This is a genomic window from Methylobacterium sp. PvP105, assembly GCF_017876975.1.
Lineage (GTDB): Bacteria > Pseudomonadota > Alphaproteobacteria > Rhizobiales > Beijerinckiaceae > Methylobacterium > Methylobacterium radiotolerans.
Genome location: NZ_JAGIPA010000001.1, coordinates 3624729 through 3638572 on the forward strand (window position 1 = coordinate 3624729; position 13844 = coordinate 3638572).

Genomic DNA, 13844 nt, shown 5'->3' on the forward strand with positions numbered 1-13844 from the left:
TCGAAGCGGACGGTATCGATGCGGCCAATATGGGGTCCGTGTCGACCGGCGTGAGGCCCGGCGCGCCGTGCGGGACCGGGCACCGAGCCGGGAACGGCGCCGGGAACAGCGCCAGGAACACGCCCGGGCGAGGCCGGTTGGCCAGGATACGGGCGGTCGCGCCATCCGGTGCCGGGACGCCCGTGGCCGCGCCGGGATCGGTCGATCCCGTCGGGCCCCGGCCGGGCCGCGCGCCCGACCGTCCCTTCCGCGACCGTGTACGGGAGCCGCCCCAGATGGCCCAGCAGATCCCCGTCGACCCGCAGGCCCGGGCCGACGATCCCCGCCGCGACGCCGAGCGGGACGACGCGACCCACGCCATCGCCGACGACGTCGCCTACCAGCGCCACGTCCTGGTCAACGTCGTGTTCGTGGGGGCCCCCGGCGCGGGCGACCGGGGCTGGGTCCTGATCGATGCCGGCGTGATGGGCGCCAAGCGCGGGATCCAGGCCGCCGCCCGGGCCCGCTTCGGCGCGGGGGCCCGGCCGGCCGCGATCGTCCTGACCCACGGCCATTTCGACCATGTCGGCGTCCTGGAAGACCTCGCGGAGGAATGGGATGTCCCGGTCTACGCGCACGTCCTGGAGCGGCCCTATCTCGACGGCAGCGCCGCCTACCCGACGCCGGATCCGAGCGTCGGCGGCGGCCTCCTGGGTCGCCTGTCGCCGCTGTTCCCCACCCACCCCGTCGACGTGTCCGGGCGGCTGCACCACCTGCCGGAGGACGGTTCGGTGCCGCCCCTGCCCGGCTGGCGCTGGATCCACACGCCGGGCCACGCGCCCGGCCACGTCTCGCTCTGGCGCGAGTCCGACCGGACGCTGATCGCGGGCGACGCCTTCATCACCACGGCGCAGGAATCCGCCTACGCGGTCGCCACGCAGGCGCCGGAACTGCACGGGCCGCCGATGTACCTGACGATCGACTGGCCGGCGGCGCGCGCGTCGGTGCGGGCGCTCGCAGCGCTCGCCCCGGAGCGGGTCATCACCGGGCACGGCCGGCCGCTGCAGGGGCCCGAGATGCGCCGCGCCCTCGACGCCCTGGCGGAGGATTTTGACCGGGTCGCGGTCCCGGAGACGGGCCGGTTCGTGGAGCACCCGCTCGGGGCCGCCGACGGCTCCGCCTACCGGGCGCCGCGCTGACCCGCGCGACGCCGCGCGGGCGGCGTCCCACGCCTCACGAGGCCCGCGCCAGATCCGGGAACGGGGCCGGGGATCGCGCGGCGGCGAGCACGTCGTCCATCTCGGCCTTCGGCATGGCGTGGCCGAACAGGTAGCCCTGGCCGAAATGGCAGCCCTGGTCGGACAGCCAGTCGAGGCTGGCGTCGGTCTCGATCCCCTCGGCGGTGGTGGAGAGGCCGAGGCTCGCCCCGAGCTTGATGATGGCGTCGACCAGCTTCGCCCGCTCGTCGCTCATCGTGATGGCGTCCACGTAGCTGCGGTCGATCTTCAGCTTGTCGAACTTGAGTTCGCGCAGGTGGTACAGGCTGGAATAGCCGGTTCCGAAATCGTCCAGCGCGATGCGCACGCCGAGTTCGCGCAGGGACAGCAGGGTCGTCCGGGTCGCCTCCAGGTCCTGGATCAGGGCACTCTCGGTGATCTCGACCTCCAGGCGCTGCGGCGGGAAGCCGGTCTCGGTCAGGATCCCCAGGATGCGCTGGGCGAGCCACGCGTCCTGGAACTGCTGCGGGGCGATGTTCACCGCCAGGATCAGGTGGGGCGGCCAGGCGCGGGCATCCAGGCACGCGCGGCGGATCAGCGTGTAGCTGAGATCCGCGATCATCCCGGTCTCCTCGGCCACCGGGATGAACTCGCTCGGTCCGACCAGCCCGCGCGACGGGTGGCGCCAGCGCGCCAGCACCTCGACGCCGACGATCTCCCGCTCGGGGAGCGACACCACCGGCTGGTAGAAGGGCTCGATCGCGCCCGTCTCGATGGCGCCGCGGAGTTCCGTCTCCATGCGGGCGCGGGCGCGCAGCTCCGCGTCCATGGCGCTGCGGAAGAACCGGAAATTGCCGCGCCCGTCCTTCTTGCCCTGGTACATGGCGAGGTCGGCCGCGTGCAGGATCGCGTCGGCGTCCCCGTGCTCGGCCGACACCGCGGCGACGCCGACCGTCGCGCCGACCTTGAGGTCGTTCTGGCTCCACGTCACCGGCTCGGCGATGCGCCCGATGACCGCCTGGGCGAGACGCCTCAGCGCCTCGCTCTCGTAGCGGAGCGGGACCAGCATGGCGAACTCGTCGCCGCCCAGCCGGGCCGCCAGGCCGCCCGACGGCACGAGCTGCTGGAGGCGCTCGGCCACGGCGCACAGGACCGCGTTCCCGGCCGCGTGGCCGTAGAGGTCGTTGACCGGCTTGAACCGGTCGAGGTCGATGAGCAGCACCGCCGCGTCCCCGGCGCCCGACGCGTGCGCCCGCTCCACGGCGTCGATGAAGCGGCGGCGGTTCGCCAGACCGGTCAGCCCGTCGTGCCGGGCGATCGCCTCGGCCTGCGCCGCCGCGGCGGCGCGCTCGAGCATGAGCCGCCGGAGGATGATCGACTTGCGGATGCTGGCGCCCCACTGCGCCACGCCCATGCAGGCGGCGAGCAGGAGGAGATCCGTGAGGTTGTAGGTGGCGACCAGGGTGTTGAGATACGCGAAGGTCCCCAGCGTGACGCCGACGAACCAGATCCCGACGCCGATCACGAGCAGGCACAGGGTCTCGTACAGCTCGCCGCGGCCCCAAGCTTTCGACGTCTCGATCGGCATGGTCAGGACCCGGTTTCCAGCGTCAGCGCGAAACATGCTGTCCGCTCATGCGCTGTAAAACAGCCTCCGGACGCGGGCGCCTATCTACATCGTTACGTGACTTTGTCTTGGTTTAATTTGAATTAAAGCCTGCACCACTCTCCGGCGCGTGCGGCTCGATCACGCGCAGGTGTCCCACCGCGCGGGAATTTGCCGCACAAGCCCTGGTCACACCCTCGGCGGTCCGGCACCGGACCGGCGCCGTCACGCCTCGCCGACGGCGTTCGGACGTTGCGCGCCTGCGCGGCTCTCCTGGAGGGCTGCGGCCGCCTTGACGATCGACAGGATCCCGCCGCGGGTCGTCTCGTCGGTGATGCTGGTGAAGGCCAGAACGAGTTCCATGACCTTCGGATCCTCGAACAGGGCTGCGGGCCCGACGCGTCCGCCGCCGGTGTCCCGCGGATCGGCGAAGAAGGTGTCCACCGGCACCTTCAGCAGGTCGGCGATGGCCTGAAGCCGCCCGGCGCCGATGCGGTTGCGCCCCTTCTCGTACTTCTGAACCTGCTGGAAGCTGACGCCGATGGCCTGACCGAGGTCGGTCTGGCTCAGGCCCTGTGCCACGCGCAGCGCCGCGATACGGCCGCCGATCGTGCGATCGGTCTCGGTGGCGGACTTGGGCTTCGGGGAGGACGACATCGGACGGAAACCTTCGGCATGCGGGACGGGGGCGACTTACCGGGTGTCGCGGTAAAAAACACAACCAAAAACTGCTTAGTGCACCAATAAGTTGCGCAAGTCCTAGTTGCACCGGGCGCATGGCTTGGCTGTTGGTTGTACGCCCACGGTCATCGAAACCGCAATGGCGGGCGGTGTCTGTCACGCGGCGCACAATTCATCGCGACCGTTCCACCGGTTTTCGCCCAGGCGCGAGGCCAGTCAGCCGCTCTACAGGACGACTCGGCGGAGATCGGGCGTCGCGATGTAAAGTACCGACATCGTGGATGATCGTCGCGCGCAGCCACGGATGTGTGAAGCCGCGCACCGCGTCGAGGAATTCCGCCCGCCGCTTCTTCGCAAGACAGCGGCGCCGCGCGCCGTGAGCGGGAATGTCGACGCCGGCAAGGCGCGGTCGCTATTGTCGCCAGGATACTGCGGTTATCGTAGGTCCAAACACTTTGTGTTCCGATCGTGAAAATCTATGAAATGATGTATTCAACGGCCAAGCCCTGCGGTACGGTCGGCTTCCCATCACAGCGCCGGCGTCGATGACCGATCTTCTCGCGACCTTCCAGGAGCCGACCGCCTCTGCCGGGCAGGCCGAGCCGGTGACTGAGAGGTCAGCCCTGCGGGCGCATATCGCGCGGATCCTGCGCAAGCTCCCTTCCGCCAAGGCGGCAGGCGCGGCGCGCTGATGGCCTCCGGGCCGTCATTCGGTCCCCGGCCCGTTTGAACTGCGACTTGCTCCGTGTGGTTGAGCCAGTGTCACTCCTGACAACGACACGGCGGGAAGACCACGTATGATGTCTGAATCCGGTTTCCGGCTCGGGGCCGCACGTCCGGCTTGGCGCATGGCGGCGGCCGTCGCGGCCGGGTTGGGCGTCGGCTCGCTGACCGGCTCTCTCGCCGATGGCGCCCGTGCGGCCGAGGCGATGCCCTCCGTCGACCTGACGATGACCGCGGAGAACGGAGCCGCGACATGCGCGCCCGCCGAGCTGCGTCTGCCCGCCGAGTCGGATGTCAGCATCCGGGTGCAGAACAAGTCCACGAGTCAGATCGTCCTGACCGCGCCCCAGATCTTCGAGAACAAGAACGTGCTCCACCACGACGGCGACGTCGTGCACGTGGCCAGCAACGACGGCTATACGGTCAAGCAGAACGGCCAGGGCGAGATCCGCGTGCGGACGATCGCGGCCGGCCAGTATCCCTACGGCTGCACGAGCGTGAACGACAGGTCCCAGCCATTCCGCGGAACCCTGACCCTCAGCCCGGCGGCGCGCTAGCGGCCCGCCGCGTCGGTGTGGAGGCGCTCGGCGACCGGAGAAGGACCGGGCCCCGGCTGGCCCACGAATCCGAGACGGGCCGGACCGACCCGATCTCGCCGGACGCGACGGCCTCCACGGTCGCGCGCCTCGCCGAGCATGCTCGCGGCTGCGCCGCTCGGCGAGAGGCCCCTCGCCTCGGCGCGTTCTGCCGGCGCACCGGTCCGGGCGTACTCCATGGCGAGCGGCTCCTCGGAGTAGACGTGCTCGCCGGCCTCCAGGGCGGCCTCGGTCACCACGCAGCGGCAGGGTTCCGTTCCCGACCCTCATCGACTGGGCGTCGGATCCGCTTTCGGATCGGTCACTGGCCGGTTCGGGTGCCCGAATGCGGCGCGCCCGGATGGATTGTACACGGCGCGGTCGCCGAAAACGGTGGCGCACTTCGGTCGAACAGGCGTTTAACGCTCCGTTTACCGTGCTGTCCGAGAGTTCCAGCCTCAACCGGAGCCCCTGAACAGTCATGCTTGATGTCGCGTTCTGGTGGTGCGTGGCCGTGGCGCTGACCGGATCGGTCGGCCTCGTCGGCCTGGCCCTCTTCACTGGACGGGGCGCCCGCTCGCGGCCGCGCGGCGTCAGGCTGGCCCGGACCGAGCCCCTCGTGCTCCGTCACTTCGGGCGCGCGTAGATCGGCGGCCACCGGCCCGACGACGGACGTCCGAGATCTGTCGGTTCGCGGCCGGTTCGATCTCGGGTCGGCACGGTCCGGCCGGCCCGGACGACGCGAAGATCCGGATGGCGCGAAGATCCGGATGGCGCTCGGCCGGGCCCGTGCGGCCGATCGCTTGTCGCGGACGAGGAATGGTCGGCGCGGCGGCATCCGAACTCCGGACTCCCAGGGTCACGATTTCGAAGGGGGGGAACGGCGCCTGTCGCTGGGCCTCACTCGGCGCGGCCGCAGCACATGCGGAGCATCAAGTCTCTGTAGATGGCCTGCGCCTCCTCGATCCGTTCCACGAGGCAGTACTCATCCGTCTTGTGGCACTGCGCCGCTTCGCCGGGGCCGACGATCAGCGTGGCGACACCGTCAAAAGCCGGCACGAGAGCCGACGCATCGGTGAAGTAGGGTGCCCCGGCCGGTTCCGCCGCTGCCCCCGTCCGCTCTCGCAGCAGCGCCAGGAGCGGGGCAGCGGACGGATCGTCCGGCTCGGTCGCGAAGCCCGGGAAGCTCGTGACGATCCGGATCTCGGCCTCGGGTCCGAAGAGGCGGCCGAGTTCGACGACGAGCGCCGCGTGTCTCTGATCCGGGAGGGTCCGGATATCCACGGTGAACTCGGCGCAGTCAGGGACGGAGTTGATATTCTCTCCACCGCGGACGGTGGTGACGCAGGCCGTGGCGCTGCCCAGCAGTGGATGACGGGCGCCGAGATCGTAGCCTTCGAGCCTCCGGATCCACTCCGCGACCTTGCTGATCGCGTTCTCGCCCTCGTGCGGCATCGAGGAATGCGCCGTCCGCCCGCGCGCGGTCACGACGACGCGGAGAGAGCCCTTATGGGCGAAGAGGGCGGCATTCGACGTCGGCTCTGCCACGATCAGGAGTTCGGCTGGCCCGAGACCCTTCTCGCGGGCGACATGGAATGCGCCCTCGCATCCGGTCTCCTCTCCGGCGGTGATCACGAGCGTGATACCGCGGTGAAAGCTGCGCCCGTCCTCGATCAAGTTGCACGCAGCCGCCACGAACGCGGCCACGCCCGCCTTCATGTCGCTGGCGCCGCGGCCGTACAGCCGGCCATCCTGCACGATCCCGTCGAAGGGAGGGAATTGCCACTCGTTCGACCCGAGTGGCACGACGTCTATGTGCCCAGTGAAGCAGAGCGGCTTGCCGTTGGCCGTCCCAGGCATGCGCGCGACCAGCGTTGGCCGATCCCTGGCGAATTCGTAGCTGACGACATCGAACCCGTATCCGGTCAGCAGGCGAGCGATGAACTCGGAACATTCCTTCTCCTCACCCGGAGGATTGATCGACCGGAACCGGATGAGCTGCTTCGCGAGGTCGACAGCGTTGAGGGGCATCGGTGCTTCCACGTGAAATTTCGCGCCGTTGCCGACGGCGGTCTCCAGGGCACGCGTGTCGAGACGACGACCCTGCAGCTTCATCGGCGATGGACCGCGCTCGGGAGGGCCCGAGCGGTTCGGGCGACCGGGCTGGGTCGCCTGCGGAATGACCGCTCGTTGTGGGGAGCGGTCTGCCCGCTGCGAGTGGAGCATGCATCGGAGCGGCCGTCGCGATCCGATCCGCCTGCGACACTCATCGGGCGCGGGAGAATGAAGTCTCTTCCGCGCACCGGCGAACGAGGAACGCGTGCATTCGCCGCGCGGGCCGCCGAAATCTCGCCGGAAACGTTGAGCCAGAGAGCGATTTCGCGCGAACCACGCGATATTGGGCGACGGTGAAAACGGACGAAATCCGGCGTGGTTCCGAGGACAATGGGAATATATATTCTCACACAAATTGATGTACGTCATGAAATCCTGTTATAGCATGTTTAAGATGATGGGCATCGTCGGCTGACTCGCGACAGGTGTCGGCGACTGGGAGAGCCGTGCGCTTCCACCTGCAAGGCGAAGGTGGAGCGACATGCCGTCAGCCCCCGATAGGCAAGTGACATCAGCTCTCATTCGCAAGTTGGAAAGCATCACCGCCCTCTCCGAGGTCGAGCGTGAGGCCATCCAGAGCTTGCCCGTGAGGACGCAGGTCTTCGGCGCGCACCAGGACATCGTGCGCGACGGCGACACGTCCTCGCAATGCTGCCTGATCCTCGACGGCTGGGCCTGCCGCTACAAGCTGCTCAACCAGGGCAAGCGGCAGATCCTGTCGTTCCACGTTCCGGGCGATATCCCGGATCTGCAGAGCTTGCACCTGCCGACCATGGATCACAGCCTCGCCACGATGAAGCACACGACCGTCGCTTTCATCTCGCATGAGAGCCTGCGCGCTCTGACCGCACGCTTGCCCGATCTCGCCGCGCTCCTGTGGCGCGATACCTTGATCGACGCGGCGATCTTCCGCGCCTGGATGACCGGCTTGGGCCGCCGTTCGGCCGACGAGCGGATCGCACACCTGTTCTGCGAGATGTACCTGAAGCTCCAGGCTGTGGGGCTCGCCGGCGATTACCGCTGCCCGATGCCGATCACGCAGATGGACCTGGCGGATGCGCTGGGTCTCACGCCCGTCCACATCAACCGCGTGCTCATGGGTTTGCGCAGCCGAGCCCTGATCACGCTCCGCAGCCGCACGCTGGTGATCGAGGCGTGGGAGGAATTGATGGAGGTTGCTGAGTTCGACCCCCGGTACCTGCATCTGGACAGGCGCGCTGCGTGAGGCTTCGCCTCCACCGACCGTCCGCCTTCGGGGCGGGGCGATGCCGCTCCGAATACCCGGGTGGGTCGTTGGCAGCCGCGGGGAGCGTTCTCAGCGGGGTGCGCGCCAGCGTCCAGTCTCAGTGGGTCTCGCCACTCGCCAAGCCGTTGGCCTCCGGCCGTGCCAGCGCGCGGCTCGCTCCCTGAGCGGCGCCGGTCTCCTGGTCGGAGGCCTCGGGGCCGCGCGAGGCTCGGAGACGGTCGGATGCGTGGCCACGGGCTTCGGCTACCCGCCGCGCCCAGCAGTGCACAGACCGCGAGGAGAGCGTGAGTCGCCCCATGGGCGGTTCTGGCGCCCCGTGGTTCCCCGTGCGCCGTCCGTTCCGCCTCGGCCTGCGGGCGGACTGGCGGCCGTTGATGGAGAAGCCTTGTTGCCCGAAGGCTCTAATGGTCGGAGTGGCGGGATTCGAACCCACGACCCCTAGTCCCCCAGAACAAGATCCTTCGAAAATATTGTGTTTGGCGTCAGTGCTTTACGCTACTTCCGCGCGCGGCGTGGGTGGGAAACGTGGTTGTTCTTTGCGATCTGGGCCTCTTCCATCGCTTCGACGCCGGTCCGGATATCCTCGACCAAAACGTGGGCGTAGCGCATCGTCGTCTCGATGCGGGAGTGGCCGAGCTGCTTCTGGGTGAGCTTGAGGTTCCCGGTAGCCCGGACCAGCCGCGTGCCCATGGTGTGGCGGGTGTCGTGGCGGCGGAAGCCCTCCGCGATTCCAGCGTCGCGGACGTGCCGCCGCCAGTGCGACTTGAAACCGTTGTCGGTGATCGGGTGGCGCTTCGGTTCGAGCGGCTTGCCGTCCGGTCCCTTGCCGGGGCGAGCCTCGGCGTAGGTGAACACGTGGGTCGGGTGATGACCGACGGCCTCGTCGATGATCGCGAGCTGCCGCGGCGTGAGCGGCATCGTGTAGAACCGGGCCTGTCCGTCCTTGCCCTTGTTCTTGATGCGGACGAGCATGCTGAGCCGGTCGACCTGGGCCCAGGTCAGCAGCGCGCCCTGTGCCCGGCAGCCGGTGGCTATCATGAACCGGAAGAGCCGGCCGTAATCGGGGCCGAGCGCCTTGATGATACGCTTCTCCTCGTCAACGCTGGCCTCGCGGACGCGCTCCTCCGGCTCGCGAAGGCGAAAGTCGCCCCACTTCGGAGACATCACCGGGTAGCCCCAGACATCTCGGGCGCGCAGGAACAGCTTGCGGAGCGGGTCGACCGCGTAGCGGTTCACCGTCGCGTTCTGGACCGTGTCGGACGGGATCTCGCGCAGCCGACGCGAGTCCTTGTCTCGCACGACGCGGATGCCGCGGCGCCGCGCCACCATCTGAGCGATCTTCTGGCCGGTGATCTCGGTGAGCAGCGTATCCTCGCCGAAGTGGTCCATAATCCACTCCAGTGATCGCCACGTCGTCGCCGGTACCGCGTGATGCTTGCCGACCTCTTCCCAGTAGAGCGCAACCAACACCGCCATCGTCGGCGGCTCCTTCCCGCCCCACTCCTGGCGCTGCTTCTTGACCGCCGCCCTGTTCGCCTTGGCTTCGGCCTTCAGCTGCTTTTCGGTGAGCTGCGCGGCACGCCGCTCAGTCTGGCCCGTAGAGAGGCGATATCGGTCACCTTCGATCCAAAACTCGCACCAGTAGGCCGACGCGTCGGGACGCTTATAGACGGACATTCCGATCGCCTCTGATCGTGAAGGTAATCGAGCAGGTCGCTGAGCAGGAATCGGCGGAGCTTCCGCTTCTCCCCAGTCCCCCGCAACACGTATTTGATCCGGCCCCGGTCGACCTCGCGGCGGAGCGTCTTCTGGTCCATCTCTAGGGCGGAGGCGGTCTCCTGGAGGGTGAGAGTCGTGCGCCCGTCGAAGGCCGCGGCGAGGCGGCTCGGCACCGGCAGACGTTCGGTCATTCCCCTCCTCCGAGGTAAGGCAACAGCGGTGTCAGCTCGCGCTTCTCGTGCGCGAGTCTCATGTCCTCGCGGACAGCCTCGCCGAAGGTGACGCTCGCGCCGGGTGGCACCGTGTTGGCGAGGAACTCGTCCTCGAACACCACGATGCCGACTTCCACGGCCTCCAGCTTGGCCTTGATGACCAGGGCGAGCGCCCGCCAACGCGATCGGCAGGCCTGTTCCCATGCGGCCTCGGCGACGCTGGCAGAGCGCACCTTGCCGGTCTCGGTCAGCACGAACTCGCCGGCCTTCGGGTCCGGCATCGCGAGCCGGAAGAGGATCCGCCGGCCGCGCATCGTGAAGTGGATCGCGGCCTGCGTGTCGCTCTCCATGTGGGCGAACTCGCTGGCGCCGTAGCGCCGGACGGTCGTCCGGATCTCGGAGATGCTGCGGTCCATCGGGACCGAGGTGTCGGCGGCGTAGCGGCGGTTCACGCTGCCCTCCCGCTCGTGTCCTCGGTCGGCCGAATTATGCCGTCGACCGGCTTCCCGGCCTTGGCTCGGATCGCCTCGATGTCCGCGACCATCTTGCTTCGCCCGCGCTGCTGCGCGTCGAAGTAGGAGGCCCCGTAGCGGTCGGTTTCCAGCGCGCCGGCCTGGATCGCCAAGGCGCGTTTGCCCTTCGCGATGTCGAAGTGGATCCACGAGGCGTTGCGGTGCTTCCCGAACGAGAGATCCGGGTGGCCCTGGATCCACTTCCGGTCGACGCCAATGAGGTCCACCATCGCCAGCAGCTCGTCCAAGCTGTCGGCCCAGAGGTGGCACATCATCATGCGCCCGAACGGAAAGATGGGCTGGTCGACGTAGCAGCTCATTCCGCGGCCTCGGCGATCGGCGCGAGCTGGTCGATGTTGCGCGCGTGGACGGAGAAGGTGACGGCCACGACCCACGGGTTTTCCTCCCACGCGTCGGCGCCGTTGATGCTGCGCCAGAGCGCCTCGAAGGCATGGGTCGCCGTCTCGAAGTAGCCGCCGAACCGGCACGCGGCGCGGCTGTCGGCATGTGAGAGGGTCGGATCGTAGAAGCCGCGGCCAGACCGAAGGCGCTCGATCCCTTCCGCGATCGCGTCCGCCTCGCTGATGCCCTGCAGCCGCTCGACCCGGACGTCGGTCACCAGGAGCGTGAGGCGCGAGGCCCAGCGTGGCATGAACAGCGACGGCCGGCGCTTGCCGAATACCCAGAGCGGGTTCCGGTTCTCGGGGTCGGCCTCGTAGGTCACTTTCGACCGGTCGTCGGCGAGATCCCGCGGCTTCAGGCAGTCGACCTTCTGGAGCGTCCGCCACGACTCTCTCACCCATAGCCGATCGCCGACCTGCCAGGGCAGCCGCATCCAGTAGTGCTCGCCCTCGGCATCTACCGGCCACGCGCGCAGGGCCCGCCGCGGGGTCTGCTCCGGCTCGCTCCAGCGCCAAAGCCTGGACGGGACCCAGCGGTGCTCGACGTTGAGCATGTCGGGCTGCTGGCAGAACGTCGCCCAATCCGGCGGCTGCGGCTTCAGGATCCGCCGCGTCTGCGTCTTGCCGGTACCAGGCTGGTGCGCCTCGCGGAGCAGGGCCTGGACCATCGGCGCGCTGAAAAGGATGGGACGGTCAGCCACGGGCCACCTCCGGGAATCCGTTGTGCTCGACACCGTCGAGGAGACGGCCGGCGGCCTTCTTGCCGAGTTGCTTCAGCGTCAGCGGGGGGCCGAGCACGTCATCCATGCGCGTCGGGATCGCGATCTTGATGGTGCGCGTGCCTGGGCCGACGAGGGTCTGGATCTCGCCGAGGTAGGCACTGCGGGCTGAAGGGGCGGCGTCAAAGGCCGCGCCCGGCCCCCACGAACCCCATTGCTTGAACAGGTACGCCACTCCCGCGGCCGCGCAGGCGTCGCGGATCTGGCGCGCCCAGTCCGGGTGCATCGGCCGGGCGCCGGGGCCGCTCTCGCCGCCCACGATGATCCAATCGAGACCGCTCGTCTTCGGCAGCGGGTTCGGTGATGAGGCGATCATGTGTGGCGAGTAGCGAGCCCCATGAAAGCCCGTCAGCGCATCCACGAAGAAGGTTGTCTGCGGGGCATCACAGGGGATCGCGATGTGGCGGAAGTCGATCGGTCCCAGCAGCGGCTCTGCCGACACGAACCGCACCGCGGCCGGCGTCGCCAGCAGGTCCGGCACGCGCTCGTCGGCGCGACGTTGGTCCTCGGCCGAGACGCCCAGCCAGACATTCGGGAGCGGCCATGTCCCGCAAGCGCCGATCGCGCGGCTGCGCCACTTCCCGTCGACCGGCTCCATCGTCCAAGCTGGCGCGACCAGACGGAGGACGTCACCGACGACGTTCCAGGCGATGTGATTGCGGACGTCCTGCTTGCCGCCGCCCGGGCCGCGGGTAAGGTAGGCCCGCATCCGGTCCGCCCGCTTCGTCAGCACCTGGAAGGTGTGCTGCGGGCAGAGGGCCATCACGGCGAACACGCGGTCGATCCACTCGTCCGGCACGTCCTCGTGGAAGAGGTCGGACATGCTGTTGACGAAGATGCGCCGCGGCCGCTGCCAACGGAGCGGCAGCGTCAGCGCGGCCTCGACCAAGCGCATGTCGCCGGTCCAGACCGCCTTCCCGTTCACGACCCGGGTGAGGCCCGCGTAGGGGCTGACCCGGCCGAGAGCGGCCATCATTAGCTCCTGCCGGCGAGCAGTCGGCATAGCATAGCAGTGCGTGCAGCCGGGCGATTTCAGCGAGCAGCCCGCGATCGGGTTCCAGGTCGCGTCGGTCCACTCGATGGATGAGGTCTCAGCCATCAGTTGAACCCTCCCGGCATCATGTCCTCGTCGAAGTCGCGATCCGCCGCTGCCCGCTGGCAGGAGCCGCAGAGCGTGGTCGGGTCGTCCTTCTGGTGAGCGCAGGGCGCGAATGCCGACCGGCAGCCATCCGCGAGCGCGACCGGCCGGGCTGGGCCGCTCTTCGCGAGAGCGTCGAGCACGTCCTTCCGCCCCTGCTCACGGGCCGCGGCCATGAGCGCCAGCAGACCCTCCTCATTCGAGGCGTAGGCCGGAAGCGCGAGATACGGCAGCTGCTCCTCGCTGGTCTCCTCGAAGCCGTGCTGGCGCGCGGCCTCAAGCCAAAAGTCGCGCTCCTCGGTGCCGGGCGCGGGCACGGTGACGCTCACGAGCGGCGCTATGCCATGCCCCGCGCTGATCTCGGCCTCGGACGCCGGCAGGAAGTCGATCAGCCACTGCCGGAGCGCGAGCACCTCGGACGCCTCGATGCGCGCCACGTAGAGGTCGCGGCCCTCCTCGTTGATGAGGTCCAGCTCCTCGTCCTTGAAGACCAGCTCCAGCGAGCCGTCGCGGAGGTGCAGGGTCGCGGACATGCCCTCCACGCCGGCGCAGGCGTGGGTGTAGTATGGCCGGCGCTTGTCCCCGTAGGCGGCCGGTGCAAGCTTCCGGGCGACCACCTTCAACGCGGCGCTCCGGGCCATCGCGTCCTTGAGCCCGGCGGCGATGCCCGGCGCGCCTGCCTCCAGGCTCTCGCGGATCAGCAGGAACACCGCGGGATAGGCGCCATCCGAGAACGGCTCGACCGGGAAGGGCTGGTGGCCGGAGAGCAGACCGATGCTCTCGGCCGCCCGCTTCAGCGCGTAGTTCTTCGCGACCTGGTCGTCGGTCGCTGCCGCCCGCTTGAGGGCCTGCTGGACCGCCGGATAATCGTCGGGCGGGATCGCGGCGACGTCGCGCGCCGAGATCTCCGGCTCGCGCGTGATGGTGCTGGACTCGGCCAT

At 69.0% G+C, this 13844-nt stretch carries 16 protein-coding genes; 5 read left to right on the forward strand and 11 right to left on the reverse strand.

Annotated elements, in window-relative coordinates; translation table 11 throughout:
- Positions 1 to 275 precede the first annotated feature (275 nt).
- Positions 276 to 1178 carry an MBL fold metallo-hydrolase gene (locus tag J3A75_RS17665; RefSeq protein ID WP_071000685.1) on the forward strand — a complete coding sequence of 301 codons (903 nt, stop codon included), beginning with the start codon at positions 276 to 278 and terminating at the stop codon, positions 1176 to 1178.
- A 34-nt stretch (positions 1179 to 1212) separates the two neighbouring features.
- On the opposite strand, the gene J3A75_RS17670 is transcribed toward J3A75_RS17665, so the two are convergent.
- Both J3A75_RS17670 and J3A75_RS17675 read right to left on the reverse strand, forming a co-directional pair.
- Positions 1213 to 2820: a putative bifunctional diguanylate cyclase/phosphodiesterase gene (locus tag J3A75_RS17670; RefSeq protein WP_012319396.1), complete on the reverse strand. Its 1608-nt coding sequence runs from the start codon at positions 2818 to 2820 to the stop codon at positions 1213 to 1215.
- Between the two features lie 207 nt (positions 2821 to 3027).
- A complete protein-coding gene (locus J3A75_RS17675; protein WP_029359654.1) occupies positions 3028 to 3459 on the reverse strand; it encodes a helix-turn-helix domain-containing protein in 432 nt (143 codons plus the stop codon).
- 569 nt (positions 3460 to 4028) lie between these two features.
- Here J3A75_RS17675 and J3A75_RS17680 point away from each other — a divergent pair.
- Positions 4029 to 4175, forward strand: a complete 147-nt coding sequence (locus J3A75_RS17680; protein WP_158682005.1) for a hypothetical protein — start codon at positions 4029 to 4031, stop codon at positions 4173 to 4175.
- A gap of 156 nt (positions 4176 to 4331) precedes the next feature.
- Positions 4332 to 4763 (forward strand): cupredoxin domain-containing protein, encoded by a 432-nt coding sequence (locus J3A75_RS17685; RefSeq protein ID WP_245295956.1) that lies wholly within the window; start codon positions 4332 to 4334, stop codon positions 4761 to 4763.
- Here J3A75_RS17685 and J3A75_RS17690 read toward each other — a convergent pair.
- The gene (locus tag J3A75_RS17690; RefSeq protein ID WP_070999557.1) at positions 4760 to 5041 is read right to left on the reverse strand and encodes a hypothetical protein; all 282 of its coding nucleotides are present in this window, start codon (positions 5039 to 5041) and stop codon (positions 4760 to 4762) included. The genes J3A75_RS17685 and J3A75_RS17690 overlap by 4 nt on opposite strands.
- 221 nt (positions 5042 to 5262) lie before the next feature.
- Here J3A75_RS17690 and J3A75_RS17695 point away from each other — a divergent pair, with 221 nt between their 5' ends.
- Positions 5263 to 5427 (forward strand): hypothetical protein, encoded by a 165-nt coding sequence (locus J3A75_RS17695; protein WP_012319399.1) that lies wholly within the window; start codon positions 5263 to 5265, stop codon positions 5425 to 5427.
- A gap of 254 nt (positions 5428 to 5681) precedes the next feature.
- On the opposite strand, the gene J3A75_RS17700 is transcribed toward J3A75_RS17695, so the two are convergent.
- The gene (locus tag J3A75_RS17700) at positions 5682 to 6896 is read right to left on the reverse strand and encodes a M20 family metallopeptidase (protein WP_159392749.1); all 1215 of its coding nucleotides are present in this window, start codon (positions 6894 to 6896) and stop codon (positions 5682 to 5684) included.
- Positions 6897 to 7377: 481 nt separating this feature from the next.
- Here J3A75_RS17700 and J3A75_RS17705 point away from each other — a divergent pair, with 481 nt between their 5' ends.
- Positions 7378 to 8121 (forward strand): Crp/Fnr family transcriptional regulator, encoded by a 744-nt coding sequence (locus J3A75_RS17705; protein ID WP_024829971.1) that lies wholly within the window; start codon positions 7378 to 7380, stop codon positions 8119 to 8121.
- A 516-nt stretch (positions 8122 to 8637) separates the two neighbouring features.
- On the opposite strand, the gene J3A75_RS17710 is transcribed toward J3A75_RS17705, so the two are convergent.
- The 7 genes from J3A75_RS17710 to J3A75_RS17735 all read right to left on the reverse strand — a co-directional run bounded on the left by J3A75_RS17710 (position 8638) and on the right by J3A75_RS17735 (position 13844).
- Positions 8638 to 9618, reverse strand: coding sequence for a tyrosine-type recombinase/integrase (locus J3A75_RS17710; protein ID WP_209650936.1), 981 nt, complete (start codon positions 9616 to 9618; stop codon positions 8638 to 8640).
- A gap of 74 nt (positions 9619 to 9692) precedes the next feature.
- Positions 9693 to 10052, reverse strand: a complete 360-nt coding sequence (locus J3A75_RS37380) for a helix-turn-helix domain-containing protein (RefSeq protein ID WP_354404926.1) — start codon at positions 10050 to 10052, stop codon at positions 9693 to 9695.
- Positions 10049 to 10525 carry a hypothetical protein gene (locus tag J3A75_RS17715; protein ID WP_209650536.1) on the reverse strand — a complete coding sequence of 159 codons (477 nt, stop codon included), beginning with the start codon at positions 10523 to 10525 and terminating at the stop codon, positions 10049 to 10051. The genes J3A75_RS37380 and J3A75_RS17715 overlap by 4 nt, the downstream gene beginning before the upstream one ends.
- On the reverse strand, positions 10522 to 10905 hold the full coding sequence (locus J3A75_RS17720; RefSeq protein ID WP_209650537.1) for a DUF4031 domain-containing protein: 384 nt from the start codon (positions 10903 to 10905) through the stop codon (positions 10522 to 10524). The genes J3A75_RS17715 and J3A75_RS17720 overlap by 4 nt, the downstream gene beginning before the upstream one ends.
- Entirely contained in the window at positions 10902 to 11687 is a 786-nt protein-coding gene (locus J3A75_RS17725) for a hypothetical protein (protein WP_209650538.1), read from the reverse strand. The genes J3A75_RS17720 and J3A75_RS17725 overlap by 4 nt, the downstream gene beginning before the upstream one ends.
- Positions 11680 to 12864, reverse strand: coding sequence for a DUF5131 family protein (locus J3A75_RS17730; RefSeq protein WP_209650539.1), 1185 nt, complete (start codon positions 12862 to 12864; stop codon positions 11680 to 11682). Before J3A75_RS17730 ends, J3A75_RS17725 begins: the two co-directional genes overlap by 8 nt.
- A complete protein-coding gene (locus tag J3A75_RS17735) occupies positions 12864 to 13844 on the reverse strand; it encodes a hypothetical protein (protein ID WP_209650540.1) in 981 nt (326 codons plus the stop codon). The genes J3A75_RS17730 and J3A75_RS17735 overlap by 1 nt, the downstream gene beginning before the upstream one ends.

Excerpts from the sequence above, each read along its gene's own strand:
- J3A75_RS37380 (WP_354404926.1), bottom strand. The coding sequence starts at position 10,052 with ATGACCGAACGTCTGCCGGTGCCGAGCCGCCTCGCCGCGGCCTTCGAC.
- J3A75_RS17685 (WP_245295956.1), top strand. The coding sequence starts at position 4,332 with ATGGCGGCGGCCGTCGCGGCCGGGTTGGGCGTCGGCTCGCTGACCGGC.
- J3A75_RS17665 (WP_071000685.1), top strand. The coding sequence starts at position 276 with ATGGCCCAGCAGATCCCCGTCGACCCGCAGGCCCGGGCCGACGATCCC.
- J3A75_RS17695 (WP_012319399.1), top strand. The coding sequence starts at position 5,263 with ATGCTTGATGTCGCGTTCTGGTGGTGCGTGGCCGTGGCGCTGACCGGA.
- J3A75_RS17670 (WP_012319396.1), bottom strand. The coding sequence starts at position 2,820 with ATGTTTCGCGCTGACGCTGGAAACCGGGTCCTGACCATGCCGATCGAG.
- J3A75_RS17675 (WP_029359654.1), bottom strand. The coding sequence starts at position 3,459 with ATGTCGTCCTCCCCGAAGCCCAAGTCCGCCACCGAGACCGATCGCACG.
- J3A75_RS17705 (WP_024829971.1), top strand. The coding sequence starts at position 7,378 with ATGCCGTCAGCCCCCGATAGGCAAGTGACATCAGCTCTCATTCGCAAG.
- J3A75_RS17680 (WP_158682005.1), top strand. The coding sequence starts at position 4,029 with ATGACCGATCTTCTCGCGACCTTCCAGGAGCCGACCGCCTCTGCCGGG.
- J3A75_RS17720 (WP_209650537.1), bottom strand. The coding sequence starts at position 10,905 with ATGAGCTGCTACGTCGACCAGCCCATCTTTCCGTTCGGGCGCATGATG.
- J3A75_RS17700 (WP_159392749.1), bottom strand. The coding sequence starts at position 6,896 with ATGAAGCTGCAGGGTCGTCGTCTCGACACGCGTGCCCTGGAGACCGCC.
- J3A75_RS17735 (WP_209650540.1), bottom strand. The coding sequence starts at position 13,844 with ATGGCCGAGTCCAGCACCATCACGCGCGAGCCGGAGATCTCGGCGCGC.
- J3A75_RS17710 (WP_209650936.1), bottom strand. The coding sequence starts at position 9,618 with ATGGCGGTGTTGGTTGCGCTCTACTGGGAAGAGGTCGGCAAGCATCAC.
- J3A75_RS17730 (WP_209650539.1), bottom strand. The coding sequence starts at position 12,864 with ATGGCTGAGACCTCATCCATCGAGTGGACCGACGCGACCTGGAACCCG.